The 17,229-nt window shown below is 66.2% G+C and carries 16 protein-coding genes; 6 read left to right on the forward strand and 10 right to left on the reverse strand.

Annotation, left to right across the window (positions count from 1 at the left end; genetic code table 11):
- Nucleotides 1-75 precede the first annotated feature (75 nt).
- Entirely contained in the window at nt 76-522 is a 447-nt protein-coding gene (locus D619_RS0110150) for a cupin domain-containing protein (protein ID WP_020480458.1), read from the forward strand.
- Between the two features lie 93 nt (nt 523-615).
- Nucleotides 616-1,395 carry a DUF2189 domain-containing protein gene (locus D619_RS0110155; protein ID WP_017668480.1) on the forward strand — a complete coding sequence of 260 codons (780 nt, stop codon included), beginning with the start codon at nt 616-618 and terminating at the stop codon, nt 1,393-1,395.
- Here D619_RS0110155 and D619_RS0110160 read toward each other — a convergent pair.
- Complete coding sequence (locus D619_RS0110160) at nt 1,392-2,366, reverse strand: threonine/serine dehydratase (RefSeq protein ID WP_033373395.1); 975 nt, start codon at nt 2,364-2,366, stop codon at nt 1,392-1,394. The genes D619_RS0110155 and D619_RS0110160 overlap by 4 nt on opposite strands.
- A 273-nt stretch (nt 2,367-2,639) precedes the next feature.
- On the opposite strand from D619_RS0110160, the gene D619_RS0110165 reads away from it, so the two are divergent.
- From D619_RS0110165 to D619_RS0110175, 3 genes are all read left to right on the forward strand, one after another.
- Nucleotides 2,640-3,842, forward strand: coding sequence for a type III PLP-dependent enzyme (locus tag D619_RS0110165; RefSeq protein ID WP_026090930.1), 1,203 nt, complete (start codon nt 2,640-2,642; stop codon nt 3,840-3,842).
- A 115-nt stretch (nt 3,843-3,957) separates the two neighbouring features.
- Nucleotides 3,958-5,037 (forward strand): deoxyhypusine synthase, encoded by a 1,080-nt coding sequence (locus D619_RS0110170; protein WP_017668483.1) that lies wholly within the window; start codon nt 3,958-3,960, stop codon nt 5,035-5,037.
- Nucleotides 5,038-5,170: 133 nt separating this feature from the next.
- Nucleotides 5,171-5,611 carry an MAPEG family protein gene (locus tag D619_RS0110175; protein WP_017668484.1) on the forward strand — a complete coding sequence of 147 codons (441 nt, stop codon included), beginning with the start codon at nt 5,171-5,173 and terminating at the stop codon, nt 5,609-5,611.
- Here the strand turns inward: D619_RS0110175 and D619_RS0110180 are convergent, their stop codons facing one another.
- Genes D619_RS0110180 through D619_RS0110190 form a run of 3 tightly spaced genes read right to left on the reverse strand, consistent with a single transcriptional unit; the run spans nt 5,612 to nt 8,809 of the window.
- Nucleotides 5,612-6,175, reverse strand: coding sequence for a YdeI/OmpD-associated family protein (locus tag D619_RS0110180; protein WP_243442634.1), 564 nt, complete (start codon nt 6,173-6,175; stop codon nt 5,612-5,614).
- A 43-nt stretch (nt 6,176-6,218) separates the two neighbouring features.
- Nucleotides 6,219-7,430 (reverse strand): class I SAM-dependent RNA methyltransferase, encoded by a 1,212-nt coding sequence (locus D619_RS0110185; RefSeq protein ID WP_017668486.1) that lies wholly within the window; start codon nt 7,428-7,430, stop codon nt 6,219-6,221.
- Complete coding sequence (locus tag D619_RS0110190) at nt 7,427-8,809, reverse strand: bifunctional ADP-dependent NAD(P)H-hydrate dehydratase/NAD(P)H-hydrate epimerase (RefSeq protein WP_017668487.1); 1,383 nt, start codon at nt 8,807-8,809, stop codon at nt 7,427-7,429. Before D619_RS0110190 ends, D619_RS0110185 begins: the two co-directional genes overlap by 4 nt.
- 43 nt (nt 8,810-8,852) lie before the next feature.
- On the opposite strand from D619_RS0110190, the gene D619_RS0110195 reads away from it, so the two are divergent.
- Complete coding sequence (locus D619_RS0110195) at nt 8,853-9,344, forward strand: GNAT family N-acetyltransferase (protein ID WP_017668488.1); 492 nt, start codon at nt 8,853-8,855, stop codon at nt 9,342-9,344.
- Between the two features lie 54 nt (nt 9,345-9,398).
- On the opposite strand, the gene ilvD is transcribed toward D619_RS0110195, so the two are convergent.
- The 6 genes from ilvD to D619_RS0110225 form a co-directional block, all read right to left on the reverse strand.
- Complete coding sequence (ilvD, locus tag D619_RS0110200; RefSeq protein WP_026090931.1) at nt 9,399-11,117, reverse strand: dihydroxy-acid dehydratase; 1,719 nt, start codon at nt 11,115-11,117, stop codon at nt 9,399-9,401.
- A gap of 127 nt (nt 11,118-11,244) precedes the next feature.
- A complete protein-coding gene (locus D619_RS0110205) occupies nt 11,245-11,964 on the reverse strand; it encodes an N-formylglutamate amidohydrolase (protein ID WP_017668490.1) in 720 nt (239 codons plus the stop codon).
- Nucleotides 11,965-12,102: 138 nt separating this feature from the next.
- Entirely contained in the window at nt 12,103-12,384 is a 282-nt protein-coding gene (locus tag D619_RS0110210; protein WP_017668491.1) for a hypothetical protein, read from the reverse strand.
- A gap of 342 nt (nt 12,385-12,726) precedes the next feature.
- The gene (locus tag D619_RS0110215) at nt 12,727-13,545 is read right to left on the reverse strand and encodes a 4-(cytidine 5'-diphospho)-2-C-methyl-D-erythritol kinase (RefSeq protein ID WP_017668492.1); all 819 of its coding nucleotides are present in this window, start codon (nt 13,543-13,545) and stop codon (nt 12,727-12,729) included.
- 42 nt (nt 13,546-13,587) lie between these two features.
- Nucleotides 13,588-15,261: a tetratricopeptide repeat protein gene (locus tag D619_RS0110220; RefSeq protein WP_017668493.1), complete on the reverse strand. Its 1,674-nt coding sequence runs from the start codon at nt 15,259-15,261 to the stop codon at nt 13,588-13,590.
- Between the two features lie 291 nt (nt 15,262-15,552).
- Nucleotides 15,553-17,202 carry an electron transfer flavoprotein-ubiquinone oxidoreductase gene (locus D619_RS0110225; protein WP_017668494.1) on the reverse strand — a complete coding sequence of 550 codons (1,650 nt, stop codon included), beginning with the start codon at nt 17,200-17,202 and terminating at the stop codon, nt 15,553-15,555.
- Between the last annotated feature and the right edge of the window lie 27 nt (nt 17,203-17,229).

The raw sequence follows: 17,229 nt of genomic DNA on the forward strand, positions 1-17,229 counted from the left end.
TTTTTCTTTGCGCGGCTCATGCGTTTCCCTTAGGCCTGTCTTGTCTTGCAGCACCTGCAAGCGGGGGAAATATTCATGAAATTGCTGGTTATTGCTCTGGCAATGGGCTCCGCCCTGCTGTCAACACTTTCGCTTGCCCAGCCGGCCGAAAAGCCCTTGACCATCCGCGCCGACGATCCGGCGCTGGCGTGGGGCCCCTGCCCCCCAGTATTTCCGGGCGCCTGCACCATTGCCGTGCTGCACGGCAACCCGGGCCAGCCCAATGCCGATGTCCTCCTGCGCATCGGGCCGGGATATGTGCTGCCGCCCCACCTGCATACATCGGCCGAACGCATCACGCTGGTGAGTGGCCAGCTTGAGGTCCAGTACAAGGGCAATCCGGCCGCGCGGCTCGATCCGGGCAATTATGCCTTTGGCCCGGCTGGTATGCCGCACAAGGGCCGCTGCCTGAGCAAGACGCCCTGCACGCTGTTCATTGCGTTCGAGACGCCGGTGGATGCGCAAGCTGCTCCCGATTTCTAGGGCCGGCGGCCTTACGGTCCTTACCCTAATTGCCGACCCCTTCGCGCTGGAGCAGCATGGCCCGACCGCGACAGCCAATGGGGAGGGCAGTCCATGGACATTATCGACAAAGGCAGCCGCAAGCCGCCGGGCACACTCTCGGTGCATGTCAGCCGTCACCTCGACTGGGGCGACCTGAAAGCCGCTCTGGCTGCCGGCTGGGCCGACTATCGCGCTGCGCCGCAGTTCGGCCTGTTCTTTGCCGGCATCTATGTGGCCGCCGGGCTGGCACTGGCCTGGGCCTTGGCTACGCAAAGTGCCGTGGCGTGGCTGGTGCCGGCCGCCGCCGGTTTTCCGCTGCTGGCGCCGTTCTGCGCCGTTGGCCTCTATGAGGTGAGCCGTTGCCGCGAAACACTTCAGCCGCTGCGCTGGGGCGGGGTCCTCAGCGCGCTCAGGGGCCGGGGTGATGATCAGATTCTCTCGATGGGCGTCATCATCTTCGTCGCCTTCGGTTTCTGGCTGATGATCGCCCACGCCATCTTTGCCATCTTCCAGTCCGGCAGCGGCACCGACAGCCTTGCCTTCCTCCTCACCGGCACCGGCCTTGTGATGCTCGCCTTCGGCAGCGCGGTGGGCGCATTGCTGGCGCTGGGCTTCTATGCCGTCACCGTCGTCAGCCTGCCGATGCTGGTTGATCGCGACGTCGATTTCATGACGGCGATCATCGCCAGCCTGTCAGCAATGCGCCAGAATGGCGTGGTCTTGCTGGGCTGGGCGGTACTGATCGCGGCGGCCCTGTTCATCGCCATGCTGCCGGCGTTCCTGGGCCTGCTGGTGGTGCTGCCGGTGCTCGGCCACGCCACCTGGCACCTGTATCGCCGTTTGGTCGCTTAGAGCGCCCCAGCCTCCTTCAGGCACGACACCAGCACGTCGGCATCGATGTTGCCGCCCGACAGTGTGGCGATCACCGTCTTGCCCTTCACATCCACCTTGCCGGCCAGCAGCGCCGCCAGCGTGACACTGCCACCTGGCTCCACCACCAGTTTCAGTTCACGAAAGGCAAAGGCCACGGCGCGCGCCACCTCGGCTTCGCTCACCGATACGCCGGTGGCACCGTGGTGGCGGAGCGTTTCGAACGTGATCTGTGCCATCACCAGCGTCTGCAGCGCGTCGCAGCGGGTGGGGCCGGGGTTTTCCACCGGCAGGATCCGCCCTGCCGCCAGGCTGCGGCACACGTCGTCATAACCTTGCGGCTCAACCACCACGATGGGCAACTGGCTGCCCGCCGCGAAGCCGCCCGAAAGCCCGCCGCCGCCGCAGCAGGTCAGCACCAGGTCTGCCGTCTCGCCCTTGGCCGCCAGCTGCTGCACGGCTTCCAGTCCGGCCGTGCCCTGGCCCGCGATGATCAGCGGATCGGCAAACGGCGGCACGATCAGCGCACCGCGCGCTTCGGCCAGCCTGGCGGCAATTGTTTCGCGGGCTTCGGTCAGCCGGTCATAGAAGATCACCTCGGCCCCGTCGGCGCGCGTGCGCTCCACCTTCAGTTTCGGCGCATCACTGGGCATCACGATCACCGCCGGCATGCCCAGCAGCCTGGCCGCCCGTGCCACACCTTGCGCGTGATTGCCCGATGAATAGGCCACCACCCCGCCGCGTCGGCCTTCGGGCGGAATCGCCAGCAGCCGGTTCATGGCGCCTCGAAACTTGAAACTGCCGGTGTGCTGCAGATTCTCGGCCTTGAACCAGATGCGGCCACCGCAAAGCGCATCCAGCGCCGGGCTGTTCACCAGCGGCGTCTTTACCGGCCAGTGACCAAGGCGTTCGGCAGCTGCGACAACATCGGCATGCACGACGGGGGAAGTCATTGAAAAAATACCTTTTCGAGCTTCAAAAACCGGTCTCGCAAACCCTTGCACAAGCCCTTGAAAGGCCAAAGCAAAATCAGCTTTTCCACTGTAACAATTTTCTTCTTTACACAGACGGGCAGAGACCATAACAAGCGCGCCGCTGCCCCATGGGACTTCCACCGCAAGGCAGCTTTGGTGTCAATGCCGGCGATCGACCGGATGGAACCCTCGGGGACCTTCCTTTCAAGCGCGCAGCTGCGACATGCTTTGCCCACCCGGAGGTCCCTTGAGTTGCTCAAGCACCATGATGCGCTGTCGGTAGCGCGGCTCCTGCGTCCAACGCAGCCCGTTACCCTTGTTCGCCCTGAAGCCGCCCGTCGCGCGGCCCGATTCTTCCTTTCGAAGTTTCCGGGCACGTCGATGTATGCCGTCAAGGCGAACCCCTCGCCCGATCTGATCCGCACCCTGTGGGATGCGGGGCTAACGCATTATGACGTCGCCTCCATCGCCGAGGTGCGCCTGGTCCGCGAGGTCGCGCCCAACGCCACCCTGTGCTTCATGCACCCGATCAAGCCGCCGGAAGCGATTGCCGAGGCTTATCACCAGCATGGCGTGCGGGTGTTTAGCCTGGACAGCATCGACGAGCTGGAAAAGATCGTGGCCGCCACCTCGAAGGACGGTGTGGCCGCGACGGACCTCACGCTGTGCGTGCGGTTGCGCGTTTCCTCTTCGCACTCCAAACTGTCCCTCGCGTCGAAGTTCGGCGTGCATGCCGACGAAGCCGCGCCCGTGCTGATGGCCGCCCGCCAGGTTGCCGATGCGCTGGGCATCTGCTTCCATGTCGGCAGCCAGGCGATGAGCCCGCAGGCCTATGGCGATGCCATGGCGCAGGTGCGTGCCGCGATCGTCGCGGCCGGCGTCACCGTTGACATCGTCGATGTCGGCGGCGGCTTCCCGTCCATCTATCCGGGTATGGAGCCGGGCCGGCTCGAAGCCTATTTCGAGGTGATCCACCGCGCGTTTGAAGCTTTGCCGATTTCCTATTCGGCCGAGCTGTGGTGCGAGCCGGGCCGCGCGCTGTGCGCCGAATACAGCTCGGTGTTGGTCCGCGTCGAAGCCCGCAAGGGCGATGTGCTCTACATCAACGATGGTGCCTATGGTGCCCTGTTCGATGCCGCGCACATCGATTGGCGTTTCCCGGTGCGCCAGGTGCGTTCCACGCCCAGCCGCACGCGCGACATGGAGTTCAGCTTCTGGGGCCCGACCTGCGACGACATGGATTACATGCGCGGGCCGTTCGCCCTGCCTGCCGATATTGCGGCCGGTGACTATATCGAGATCGGCATGCTCGGCGCCTATGGTGCCGCCATGCGCACCGGCTTCAACGGCTTCACGGCCGGCGAAACGGTGATCGTGACCGATGAACCGATGGACACGCTCTATGCTGTCACGGAAGAGTCGCCGGACAAGATTATCCAGCTGCGCACAAAGTAAGTCTTCAGGCTCCCGCTTTCACCGGCGGGGGCCGCTTTCCCCGCTCGGCGCCGGACTCCCCCGGCCGCGGGCGGCGCGCACGCGCCGGGCCATCGTCTGAACACGGGAGCAATCCATGACCGATACATTGAACCATGTCGTTACCGAGCTCACCCCCGCCGAGCGCCAGCGCAAGGCCGAGCTGCTGTCAACGCTTGTCGAACATATCGACATCAAGAGCTTCGACGCCCGCCCGATCATCGACGGCATGGCCAAGATGAGCTTCACCAGCCGCGATCTGGCCCGCGCCACCGCCATCTACAACCAGATGCTGGCCGATCCCGATTGCACCATCTTCCTGGTTATCGCCGGCTCAACCAGCGCCGGCGGTTGCATGGACCTCTATGCCGATCTGGTGCGCAACAACATGGTCGATGGCATCGTCGCGACTGGCGCCAGCATCGTCGACATGGATTTCTTCGAAGGCCTTGGCCACAAACATTATCAGGCACTCGAAGTGCCGGATGACGACACGCTGCGCTCGCTGCTGATTGATCGCATCTACGATACCTATATCGACGAAGAAGCCCTGCAGGATTGCGATCACACCATCTACGAGATCGCCAACACGCTGGAACCGCGCGGCTATTCCAGTCGCGCCTTCATCCGCGAGATGGGCAAGTATCTGGCCGAGCATGGCAAGAAGGAGAACAGCCTGGTCAAGCTCGCCTATGAGCATGACGTGCCGATCTTCTGCCCGGCCTTCGTCGACAGCAGCGCCGGTTTCGGCCTCGTCAAGCACCAGGTGGATCGCGCCAAGGCCGGCCAGCCCTACATGATGCTCGATGCCATCGCCGATTTCCGCGAACTGACCGACATCAAGATCAAGGCCGGCACCACCGGGCTTCTCATGATCGGCGGCGGCGTGCCGAAGAACTTCATCCAGGATACGGTGGTGTGCGCCGAAATCCTCGGCCACCACGATGTGGAAGTGCACAAATATGCCGTGCAGATCACCGTGGCCGATGTGCGCGATGGCGCCTGCTCGTCCTCGACGCTGCAGGAAGCGGCCTCATGGGGCAAGGTCAACACCGGCATCGAACAGATGGTGTTCGCCGAAGCCGGCAGCGTGATGCCACTGCTGGCCAGCGACGCCTATCACCGTGGCCACTGGAAGGCCCGCGCCAAGCGCGCGTGGGGCAAGCTGTTCGCGTAATCATCCCCTCTCCCCTTGCGGGAGAGGGTCGACTCGCCAACGGCGAGCGGGGTGAGAGGTAACGCCCTCCCCATTTGACAAAGCCCGCCAAACCAAAGAACCCTCCCAGCCTCCAAACAGGGAGGGTTTTTTCATGAACAAGGCAATCCTGCTGCCGATGCTGGTGCTGGCCGGCTGGACGATGATCGTCTGGCTGTGGATGTATGCGACCCGCCTGCCCGCCATGAGCCGCGCCGGCATCGATGGCACCAAGATGGTCGGCTCCACCGGCAAGAGCCTGCGCGATGATCTCGTCGCCGCTGGCGAGCATCGCGCCAGCTGGGTGGCAGACAATTACAACCACCTGATGGAACAGCCGACCATCTTCTATGCCACTGCGCTGGCGCTGGCCGTGATGGGCGAAGGCGGCAGCCTGGCGGTGAACCTGGCCTGGGGCTATGCCGGCCTGCGGATCGTCCACAGCCTGGTCCAGATCCTCTCCAACCGGGTCGTCGTGCGCTTCGGCGTGTTTGCGCTGGCGTCGCTCTGCCTGGTGGGGCTGGTCCTGCTGGCGCTCAGTATCGCCAGCGCCTGATCAGCACTTCTCATATTTCCAGTTGAGGCGCTTGCCCTCGGCCGCTTGGGCCACAGTCGTCTCGATGCGCCTGGCGCGGGTGGCCGGCTGCTTGGCACTGGTCACCCACTCAAGATACTCGCGCCGCGCGCCGGGCGGGAAGGCCGCGAACTGCGCCTCGGCCGCCGAATGTGCGGCCAGCGCCGCCGCCAGATCGTCGGGCATGGCGATATCTGCCCTTGCCGGCCGCGGCGCGGCGGCGCGCATCGGCTTGCCCTGCGCCGCCAGCACGGCCGCCGCCTGCAAGCGCGCCGCCAAGTCGGCTGGCAGATCATCAACGCTGGCCAGCTTGCCGCAATTGCCCATGGCCTCGCCACCGCCCATGGCGCCGCCGTCGAAAATCCCCACCCCGGCGTGGGCCTTGAATGCCGCCATCATCGCGACATCGCGGCCATTCAGCGTGAAGAACGGCATCGACCATTTCATGGTTTCCGCAGCATCTGGCAGGGCAGCGTGCACGGCGGCGCGCACCTGGTTCAGGATCGGCTGGGCAAACGGCTGGGCGGCTTCAATATAGGCGCTCACGCGCTCATCCTGCGGCATGGCAAATCCTCCCCTGCCCGCAAGTTTACCCCCGTTCGAAGCGCGCCACCAGTTCGACATGGGACGACCAGCGAAACTGCGCCACTGGCCACAGGGTCGTGAGGTGATAGCCGCCTTCCATCAATATCTTCGCATCCCGCCCGAATGTGTTGGGATTGCAGGAGACGGCGACCACAACCGGCACATGGCTTGCTGCCAGCGCCTTCGCCTGAAGCTCTGCCCCGGCGCGCGGCGGATCAAACACCACCGCCTGCAGACCCGCCAATTCCTTGCCTTCAAGTGGCCGCCGGAACAGATCGCGGTGCTGCACGTCAACCTTGCGGCCAGCGCGCCGCGCTGCCACGCCCAGCGCCATCACCGCTGGTCCGGCTGCATCCACCGCCAGCACCTGCGCCTGTCGCGACAGCGGCAGCGCAAATGTGCCCAATCCGCAGAACAGATCGGCCACACGGGCGGCATTGCCCACCGCCTCGCACACCGCCGCCACCAATGCTGCCTCGCCTTCACGCGTGGCCTGCAGGAACGGCGCCACCGGCAGCGGCACGCCGACACCGCCCATGCTGAGCGTCGGTTGCCGCCGCTCCACCAGCGTGTCGATTCCGCCCGGCTCTTCCACCGATAGGCGGGCAAGATCATGTGCATGGGCAAAATCACTCAACGACTCGATCGCCGCCAGCCCGTCGGCCGACACATTGGCGAGCAGCGCGTCCACGCCCTCGTCCGCCAGGGTCAGCGCAACGCCCGCTCCCTGCCCATCCTTCAGCCGTGCCTTCAGCAACCCGCGCAGCGGCGCCAGCAGCGCCATCAGTTCCGGGGCCAGCACCGGGCAATCGGCGATATCCACCAGCGCGTGCGTGCCTTCGCTGTGAAAGCCCAGTTGCAACTTGCCGCCGCGCTTCAGAGCCTTCAGGCTGGCACGGCGCCGGCTGCGCGGCGGGGACAGGGCGATGGAGCGCACATCCGCCGGCAAGGCCACCACGCGGCCCAGACGATCAATCACGAAATCCCGATACGCCGCATCGTCCATGTGCTGCATCTGGCAGCCACCACAATCGGGATAATGGGCGCAGGCCGGCGCGGCATGATGCGGGCCAGGGTGGATCAGTGGTGGCGTCTGGCTGAAATCCACCGTGTCGCCCACCGCGGCCAGCGGCACGAAGCGGCCATCATCGCTGATGCCATCCCCGCGCGCCGCCAGCCGCACGATGGGGCGCCAAGAACTGGCAACGCCGCTCACAATGATCCCAGCACGGCCGGCAAGCTGTTGACCAGATCATCGGCAATGCCGCCCGGCCCCAGCCGCAATCCGGCCTCGCCATGCAGCCAGGCGGCTGCCTGCGCCGCTTCGAACAGCGGCAGCCCCTGCGCGATCAGCGCCGCGATCATGCCGGCCAGCACGTCGCCCGACCCGGCGGTGGCCAGATAGGGGCTGGCATGGGCGTTGATCGCCGCTCGGCCATCGGGTGCCGCGATGATGGTGGCCGCCCCCTTCAACAGCACGACCGCAGCGCAGCTTTGCGCTGCCGCCTGCACCGCGGCCAGCCGATCATCGCCAACCGGGCCAAACAACTGGGCAAATTCCCCTTCGTGCGGGGTGAGCACGGCGGGCGCGCCGATCGGCCCGCGCGGCAGCAGGCGCAGCGCGCCGGCATCGATCACCAGCGATTTTCCGGCCCAGCTCAACCGCTTCAGCCAACCGCGCGCGCGGGCATCGGCTTCCATGCCCGGGCCAATCACCACCGCGCCCAGGCGCTTGTCCGTCAGCAGCGCTGCGGCTTCGTCATCATTGCGGCGCATCAGGGCCAGCGCCGGCATTTGGCCGCCCTCGCCGGCCAGCGTTACCAGCCCGGCACCGCTGCGCAGAGCGGCCAGCCCGGCCAGCCCGGACGCGCCGCCATGGCCCGGCGTGCCCTCCACCACCATCACCCAGCCACGGGCATATTTGTGGGTGTCGCGCACCGGCCCCGCCAATCGCGGCCGCGCGGTGAAGGCCAGCGGCGTAACGATGGCGATGCCGATATCCACCACCGCCAGCCGGCCCGACACGAACGCGCCCTCGCCCAGAATATGCCCCGGCTTGGCGGCGCCGAAGGTGATGGTCAGTTCCGCCGGCAGTACCCGGCCCAGCGCGCGCCCACTGTCAGCCTCCAGCCCGGAAACGATATCGATGGCAACCACCCGGCCCTGCCCCTGCAACCGGTCCAGCGCCGCCTGCGCGCTGTCGGGCAAGGGCCGGCTGAGGCCGAGGCCGAACAGGGCATCGACAATCAGCGGCGCCGCCGGCGCCTCGGCAAGCGAAACCGTCTTGCCCGTCCAGCGCTTTGCCATGGTGGCCGCCGGCTCGCCGATGGGCGGCGCATCGGCCGCCACCGTCACCGCCACGCCAGCCTCGGCCAGCGCCGCGGCAATGCCATAACCATCGCCACCATTGTTGCCCGGCCCGCACAGCACCGTCGCCCGCCGGGCCGGTGCAAAGGCCAGGATGGCCCGCGCGGCACCGATGGCGGCTCGTTCCATCAGCGTGAGCGCCGGCGTGCCCGCGGCAATCGCCGCCGCTTCGGCACCGCGCATGGTGGCAGACGTGACGATCGGCAGCCCAGAATCGATGATGAACATGCGCGCCTTGTCACAAAGCGCAAGGCTGGGCACAAGGCCGGTGATGACCGTATCTCCCACCATCCGCCCGGTGTGCGCCCAGGATGCCGCCGAACTGGCCGATTTGCTCAACGAAATCATCGCGCGCGGCGGCACCACCGCGTTTGAAACGCCGTTCACTGCGGAACGGCTGGACCAGTCCTATCTCACCGGTCCCAGCGTCCATTGCTGCTTCGTTGCCGAACAGGGCGGCCCGTTGCTCGGTTTCCAGACACTGGGCACGCAGCCATTCCTGCCCGCGCATATCGGCGACATTGCTACCTTCACCCGGGTGAATGGGACGCAAGGCGGCGTCGGCACCGCGCTGTTTGCCGCCACGACAGCTCGTGCCCGCGAACTCGGCCTCACCGCCATCAATGCCACCATCCGCGGTGACAATATTGGCGGGCTCACTTTCTACAGCCGCATGGGCTTCGTCGATCACGAAATCGTGACGGCCGTACCGCTCAAGGACGGCACGCCGGTGGACCGTATCCGCAAGCGCTTCACGCTGTAAGCCCCTCTCCCGTTGACGCTGCGCGTCGCCTGCGGTTGCGGGAGAGGGGACAGCTCAAATATCGGCAAACACGTGCGTTTCGGCCCTGGCGCCGGGATGCGTCACCGCCCCCAGCCGCGCCGGGCCCACGGTCTGCGCGAACTTCCAGATCGCGCCTGATTGATAATCGGTGGCACGCGGCACCCATTTGGCACGGCGGGCGTCCAAAACCGCCGGGTCCACTTCCAGCTCGATGGTGCCGGCTTCCGCATCGATGGCAATCATGTCGCCATCCTCGATCAACCCGATCGGCCCGCCTTCCGCCGCTTCCGGCCCGACGTGGCCGATGCAGAACCCACGCGTTGCACCCGAGAATCGCCCGTCGGTGATCAACGCCACCTGCTCGCCCATGCCCTGGCCATAAAGCGCCGCGGTGGTGGACAGCATCTCGCGCATGCCCGGGCCGCCCTTGGGCCCTTCATAGCGGATCACGATCACGCAGCCCGGTTCGATCCCGCGCTGCTCCACCACGGCAAAACAGGCTTCCTCGCTGTCAAACACGCGCGCCGGGCCGCGGAATTGCAGCGTCTTCATGCCGGCCACCTTCACGATGGCGCCATCGGGAGCGAGGCTGCCCTTCAGGCCGACCACGCCCCCGGTGGGGGTGATCGGGTTGGACACCTCGTAAATCACTTTCTGGTTCGGGTTCCAGCTGATCTCGTCGATATTCTCGGCCAGCGTCTTGCCGGTCACCGTCAGGCAATCGCCGTGGATGAAACCGGCGTCGAACAGGGTCTTCAACACCATGTACACGCCGCCCGCATCATACATATCCTTCGCCACATATTTGCCGCCGGGCTTGAGGTCGGCGATGTAGGGCGTCGTCTTGAAGATCTCGGCCATGTCGAACAGGTCGAACTTCACGCCGCATTCGTTGGCCATCGCCGGCAGATGCAGCGCGCCGTTGGTGGAACCACCGGTGGCCGCCACGATCCGCGCCGCATTCTCGAACGCCTCACGCGTGCAGATGTCGCGCGGGCGAATGTTGCGCTCCAGCAGCGTCATGATCTGCTTGCCGGCCGCAACCGCGATGTCTGCCCGGCTCTGATAGGGCGCCGGCGCCATGTTGCTGTTGGGCAGCGACAGGCCAATCGCCTCCCCCACGCACGCCATGGTGTTGGCCGTGTACTGCCCGCCACAGGCGCCATGGCCGGGGCAGGCCACCTTCTCCAGCGCCGTCAGCCGCGCCAGCGGGCAGTTGCCGGCCGCAAAGCCGCCCACCGCCTCGAACACGTCCACCACGGTGACGTCCTTGTCTTCAAAGCGGCCGGGCAGGATCGATCCGCCATAAACGAAGATGCTGGGCACGTTCAGCCGCAGCATCGCCATCATCATGCCGGGCAGGCTCTTGTCGCACCCGGCAAAGCCGATCAGCGCGTCATAACAATGGCCGCGCATCGAAAGTTCAACGCTGTCGGCAATGCAATCCCGGCTCACCAGGCTAGCCTTCATGCCCTGGTGGCCCATGGCAATCCCGTCCGTCACCGTGATGGTGTTGAACCGCCGCGGCATCCCGCCCGCCTCGTTCACGCCAATCCGCGCCGCATCCGCCTGCGCATCCAGCGTGGTGTTGCACGGCGCCGAGTCATTCCCCGCCGAGGCAATGCCCACGAACGGCCGCGCAATCTCCTCCTCGGAAAGCCCCATGGCGTAGTAATAGGACCGATGCGGCGCCCGCTCCGGCCCCACGGAAACATGGCGACTAGGCAGCTTGGACTTGTCGAATCTTGTCATTTCAGGGCCTCATTCGATAACAAAATTGCCCTGCCGCAGTGCTGGCAATGGGTCAAGGGTGGAGTGAAGAAATGCCTCCTGCGGGCAGGGACTCAATCCCTGCCCGCAGGAGGCCCCGCTTCTTCCCTTACACCAACCCCCGCCGCACCATCGCGATGCAATCCGCCAATATATGCGTCCAGCGGGCCACGCCTCCCTTGGACTGCAACCCGTCGTTGCGGACTTCGACGCCGAGATAGGGAATACGCGCTGCTTCGGCGTGGCGATCCATGGTGTAGTTGAGGTCGCGGCCGGAATAGGGCTGGTTGTCCCCCACATGGAGGCCGCGCGACGCCAGGGCGACGAGGCCGCGGCGGGCGGCGCGGTCGTCCTGGTTGTAGAGAATGCCGATTGGCCAGGGGCGCTGTTCGTCGGGCCGGGTGGCGAGTTGCGGCGTGAAGCTGTGGACGGAGATGATCAGCGCTGGGCGCACCCGGGCGATCTCGGCCGCAATGGCGGCGTGATAGGGGGCGTGGATGGCCTCCACCCGCAAGGCACGCTCTTCATCGGGCAGGTTCCAGTTGCCGGGGATCAGGTGGCCATCGCTGCTGGCCGGAACGGCGCCCAGATCGGCGGGATCGCGGTTGAGATCGACCACCAGGCGCGAGACCGTGGCAATGATGGCGGGGGCCGAAAGCGCGCGGGCAAGACGGCGGGTGAGCGCATCGGTGCCGATGTCCACGGCAACATGATCATGGAGCAATGCGGGCGATATGCCGAGATCGATACCGGGCGGCACCTGTGCCGAGGCATGATCAGCGATCAGCAGCAGATCGGCGGTGCCGGGCAGGATTTCGGGCAGGCTCATCCTTGCCGGCATAGCCCGCGCGGGCGACAGAAAAAAGGCCCGGTGGAGAACCAACGGGCCCAACTGGAGGCAAGAAAATGGGCCTGGTGGCACGCCACCAGGCCCAAAGGGGCATCCTTGGGAGGATGAAATCGAAAATTACTGACCGGCAGTGGCCGACAGGGCAGCCAGTTCGGTGCCAAGCAGCTTGGCGGCGGCAGCGAACTTCTTGCCAGCTTCGAACTTGGCATCGGCGGCGCACAGGGCTTCACCGGTCGAAACCAGCTTCAGGGCCTTGGTGGCGTCTTCGCCGCCCTTGGCTTCGGCCAGGGTGCGGATCTGGGCCGGGGTGGCCTTGCAGCTGACCGGGGCAGCAGCGGCAACCGGGGTGGCGGCAACAGCAGCGGCGGTGATGGCGAGAGCGATGAAACGGTTCAGCATGGGTCTTCTCCTCTACGGCCAGCGGCCGGCAAAACGTCAAAAATTCCGGCTGATCTGAGCGGCGCCGCCTCCGACCGAGGGGGGAGGGTTGAGCGAAGGCTGAGCGCTACTCAAATCAACTGAGCCCCTTCTAAGTGAGGCTCAGAAGCTGGTCAACAGCTATTTTGAGCGCTAGTCAGATTGTCGCACCGCAGCGTCTATTTATCAATGGTTTGTATAAATAACGTAGGGATATTGTGGCGTTGCACAGGCCAGAATCTCCCGGCAATCGAGCGCGACTCAAGGTAATTTCCGAGTCCGACTCCATTCAACTGAGCGCGACTCGGGACTGTGGCGACCGAATCAGATGATATGCGTGGGGCAGAGCCACCAACCGCTGGTGGCCAGCGCTGCCGCTGCCCGATCCCGGGCACCATCATCGGCATAGAGCGCCAGGCAGGTCGCGCCGGAACCGCTCATGCGAACAAGGCTCGCCTCCCCGCCCCGCTCCAATGCCGACAGCACATCGGCAATCACCGGCTGCAGCACGATGGCAGCGGCAGTCATGTCGTTGCGCAGCCCGGTCAGCGGCACCGCGGCATCGATCGGGCCGCGATCCTGCTGGTCCCAGCCGGCGAACACCGGCCCGGTGGCGACGGCCACACGCGGATTGACCAGCAATATGGGCGTGCCCGCCGGATCATGCGGCCAGTGCGACAGCGCCTCCCCCTTGCCCGCGCCAAACAGCGTGCGGCTGTACACGCACACCGGCACATCAGCGCCCAGGGGCGCCGCCAGCGCCGCCAGCCGCTCAAGGGGCCAATCCAGCCCCCATAGCCGGTTGAGCAGCCGCAAGGCCGCTGCCGCATCCGCCGAACCACCGCCCAGCCCGGCGGCCACCGGAATCCGCTTTTCCAGATGCAGGGCCGCGTTCGGCACGATGCCCGCCGCTGCCGCCAGCGCCCGGCCGGCGCGCAGCACCAGATTGTCATCACCCACATCCGCCGCCGCCGCCGTTGGGCCCGACAGGGTGAGGCTCAGCCCCTCCCCCGCTTCACCGCGCAGCGTGTCGCCAAAGGCGGTGAAGGCAAAGATGCTTTCCAGATCATGATAGCCATCCGGCCGCCGTCGCCGCAGGTGCAGCGCCAGGTTGATCTTGGCCGGGGCGGGTTCGATGATCATCGCGCGGCGGCTGTGACGCGGGCGGGGAGCGGCTGCAAGCCTCTATTTCAGGGCCAGCATCGCCGGCGCGGCCTCCAGGCCATAATCCAGCCGGGCCTGCAGCTTGCGTTTGTCTTCCGCCGGGGCATCCAGCGCCAGCGCCTCGCGCCAGCGGAAGCGCGCTTCGATGCGCCGGCCCTGTTGCCACAGCGCATCGCCCAGATGGCCGATGATGGTCGGGTCCTGCGGCTCCAGGCTGACGGCGCGTTCCAGCGTGATCACCGCCTTTTCGGTTTCGCCGGTCTGCAGCTGCACCCAACCCAGTGAATCGATGATACCGCCATCGCCGGGCCGCAACTGCGCCGCCTTTTCGATCATGGCGCGCGCTTCGGCCGGCGCGCCGCCGCGTTCCAGCAGGCCATAGCCCAGATAATTGAGCACCCCCGGTTCATCGGGGAACAGCGCCAGCGCGGCGCGGAAATCCGCCTGCGCGCCCGGCCAGTCCCCAGCCCGATCGCGCATCATGCCGCGCAGATAATGGAGGTTCCACGCCGAAGCGCCCATCGCCTTGCCGAACCGATCCAGCGCGGTGCCATAGGCCGTGGCAGCCTGCGCAAAGCGCCCGCCGCGTTGATGCCAGCCGGCCAGCCCGGCCCAATCATCCGATGATGCGCCGGGGGCATCCGCCGCGCGCTGCAGCAATTGTCCGGCAGCAGCCGCCTGGCCGGCGCCTTCCAGCACCTCGGCGCGGCGGGCGCGCACCGCCTCTTCCAGCCCCAGCCCGGCCGGCACCTTGTCCAGCGCGGCCAACGCTGGCTGCGGCTGATTGGCCCGGCCCAGCATGTCACCCAGAGTCAGCCAGCTGATCGGCATTTCCGGCGCCATGAAACTGGCCAGCCTCGCAAACATCAGCGCCATTGGTTCCGACCGTTCGCGCGCCAGATCGACCGCCAGCCGCGCCGACATCCACGCCAGTGCCTGCCGCGGTTCGGCCGCCAGCGGGCCGAGGCGCTTGCCGGCCTGCAGACGTTCGCGCGCCACCGCCGTGGGCTTGTCGGCCGGGAACAGAACGGCCAGCGCCTCTTCGCGCTTTCCGGCCATCAGCAGCGCATCGGCCTGGCCCTGGCGCAGGAACAGCAGCGCCGGGCCACCGCCGGATCGGGCCTGGCGATAGGCGGTGGCCGCTTCATCCCAGCGGCCCAGGCTGGCCAGCAGATGCGCGCGCTGTTCGGCAATATAGCCACGCAGGAAACCCTGATGGCGCTGCGGATCGAGCAGATTCAGCGCCGCACCCGCATCGCCGCGCGCCTGCGCCGCCCAGGCATCGATCACCGGCCCGGCCACGATCGGCCAGCCTTGCCCGCCCAGTTTCTGGCGCAGGGACGCCGCCAGCGCCCAATCCTTGCGGATCACGGCTTCCGCGATGCGCGTGATCGTCACATCGGGATCGGCAGCGCCACTGGCGGCCAGGCTGCGCGCCAGCTGGAAGGCGCGGGCCTGATCGCCGTTGGCCAGCGCCAATTCCCAGCTGCGGCGCTTCACATTGCCCGCGGTCGGATCGGCAGCGCGGGCTTCCTCCATCAACCGGGCGGCAAGGCCAACCTGCCGATCCAGCTCGGCATAGCGGCCGATGACATAGGCGTGCAGCGCGGAGTCGCTGGCTAGCGCTGCCGGTTTGGCAGCGTGGGCCGGTGCAGACAGCGCCAGCAGGGCGGCGATGGGGAGGCGGATGCGCATGTGGCGCGAAGATGGCGTGGGCGGTGGGGAATGTCGAGAGGGGTGGAGCCGGGACAAAACCGCTCATGCCGAGCTTGTCGAGGCACCGCGCGCGGGTCCGGGCAGGCGCTTGTGGGCGCGGCCGGCGGCAGAGCCGCCGAGTCCGCTTGGGGGACTGAAGTAAGAAGGCGGAAGAGCGTGGCGGAGCCACGCCGTCGGACGAGTCAAGAAGGGCGGGTTTGGCCCGCCCTTTTCGCTCGCCGTCCGGACTTGCCGGAGTCGGTGCGCGGCACGCGCACACGCCCGGCTGCGTCACATATTCGGATAATTCGGGCCGCCGCCACCCTCCGGCACCACCCAATTGATATTCTGGGTCATGTCCTTGATATCACACGTCTTGCAGTGCACGCAGTTCTGCGCGTTGATCTGCAGGCGCGGGGCATTCTCCTCAAGGCCCACGATCTCATACACGCCAGCCGGGCAATAACGCTGCGCCGGTTCGTCATACAGGGCGTAGTTCACCGCGATCGGCACCGACGCATCCTTCAGCGTCAGGTGGCAGGGCTGGTCTTCCTCGTGGTTGGTGTTCGAAAGGAACACGCTCGACAAGCGGTCAAAGCTGATCACGCCATCCGGCTTGGGATAGACGATCTTCGGCGCATCTCCCTTGCGCCGCATGTGAGTATTGTCGGGGCTGAGCTTGAAGGTGAACGGCAGTTCGTAGCCCAGATATTCCATCCACATCATGATGCCGCCCATGGCGGTGCCCACGGTGGTGCCGAACTTCTCGACCGCCGGCAGCACGTTGCGCACCATCTTCAGCTCGTCATGCACCCAGCTCTTCCTGTAGGCGGCGTCATAGTCCTTCAACTCATCCCCGCTGCGCTGGGCGGCGATGGCGGCAACGGCGCATTCGGCGGCCATCATGCCGGTCTTCATGGCCGTGTGGCTGCCCTTGATGCGCGGCACGTTCAGGAAGCCGGCAGCGCAACCGATCAGCGCCCCGCCGGGGAAGGCCAGTTTCGGCACCGCCTGCCAGCCACCATCATTGATGGCGCGCGCGCCGTAGCTCACGCGGCGACCGCCTTCCAGGATTTCGCGGATCGCCGGGTGCGTCTTCCAGCGCTGGAACTCCTCGAACGGCGAAAGGTGCGGATTGTCGTAGTTCAGCCACACCGAGAAGCCGAGCGCGACCTGGCCATTGGCCTGATGATAGAGGAAGCCGCCGCCATTGGCATCGGAGAGCGGCCAGCCCTGGCTGTGGATCACCCGGCCCGGCACATGCTTTTCGGCCGGGATGTCCCACAATTCCTTCAGGCCGATGCCATAGATCTGCGGCTGGCTGTCCTTGCGCAGATCGAAGCGGTTGATGATCTGCTTTGAAAGATGCCCGCGCGCGCCCTCGGCGAAGAAGGTATATTTGGCGTGGATTTCCAGACCGGGCGTCCAGCTGTCCTTCTTCGAACCATCCTTGGCGATGCCCATGTCGCCGGTGGCGACGCCCTTCACGCTGCCATCATCATTGAACAGCACTTCAGCCGCGGCAAAACCGGGGAAAATCTCCACCCCCAGCGCTTCGGCCTGCCCGGCCAGCCAGCGGGTCAGATTGCCCAGCGACACCGTGTAGCAGCCCTTGTTCTGCATGAACGGCGGCAGCAGCGCGTGCGGAAAGTCGTACTTCTTCGTCGCGGTCAACACCCAGTGATGGTTCTCCGTCACCGGCACCGTCAGCGGCGAATCCATCGTGCGCCATTCCGGCAGCAGTTCATCGAGCGCCTTGGGGTCAACCACCGCGCCCGACAATATGTGGGCGCCGATTTCGCTGCCCTTTTCGAGGATGCACACACTGAGTTCGACGCCCAGCCGCTGGGCTTCCTGCTTGGCCCGGATGGCAGCGGACAAGCCGGCTGGCCCGCCCCCCACGATCACCAGGTCATAGGGCATCGATTCCCGTTCGCTCACTGCTCTTTCCCCATCCTGGCGCCACCG

Origin of the sequence: Sandarakinorhabdus sp. AAP62, from assembly GCF_000331225.1 — a bacterium.
Lineage (GTDB): Bacteria > Pseudomonadota > Alphaproteobacteria > Sphingomonadales > Sphingomonadaceae > Sandarakinorhabdus.

Coding starts and splice junctions, on each gene's coding strand:
- D619_RS0110150 (WP_020480458.1), top strand. CDS start 76: ATGAAATTGCTGGTTATTGCTCTGGCAATGGGCTCCGCCCTGCTGTCA.
- D619_RS0110155 (WP_017668480.1), top strand. CDS start 616: ATGGACATTATCGACAAAGGCAGCCGCAAGCCGCCGGGCACACTCTCG.
- D619_RS0110160 (WP_033373395.1), bottom strand. CDS start 2,366: ATGACTTCCCCCGTCGTGCATGCCGATGTTGTCGCAGCTGCCGAACGC.
- D619_RS0110170 (WP_017668483.1), top strand. CDS start 3,958: ATGACCGATACATTGAACCATGTCGTTACCGAGCTCACCCCCGCCGAG.
- D619_RS0110175 (WP_017668484.1), top strand. CDS start 5,171: ATGAACAAGGCAATCCTGCTGCCGATGCTGGTGCTGGCCGGCTGGACG.
- D619_RS0110190 (WP_017668487.1), bottom strand. CDS start 8,809: ATGTTCATCATCGATTCTGGGCTGCCGATCGTCACGTCTGCCACCATG.
- D619_RS0110195 (WP_017668488.1), top strand. CDS start 8,853: ATGACCGTATCTCCCACCATCCGCCCGGTGTGCGCCCAGGATGCCGCC.
- ilvD (WP_026090931.1), bottom strand. CDS start 11,117: ATGACAAGATTCGACAAGTCCAAGCTGCCTAGTCGCCATGTTTCCGTG.
- D619_RS0110205 (WP_017668490.1), bottom strand. CDS start 11,964: ATGAGCCTGCCCGAAATCCTGCCCGGCACCGCCGATCTGCTGCTGATC.
- D619_RS0110210 (WP_017668491.1), bottom strand. CDS start 12,384: ATGCTGAACCGTTTCATCGCTCTCGCCATCACCGCCGCTGCTGTTGCC.
- D619_RS0110215 (WP_017668492.1), bottom strand. CDS start 13,545: ATGATCATCGAACCCGCCCCGGCCAAGATCAACCTGGCGCTGCACCTG.
- D619_RS0110220 (WP_017668493.1), bottom strand. CDS start 15,261: ATGCGCATCCGCCTCCCCATCGCCGCCCTGCTGGCGCTGTCTGCACCG.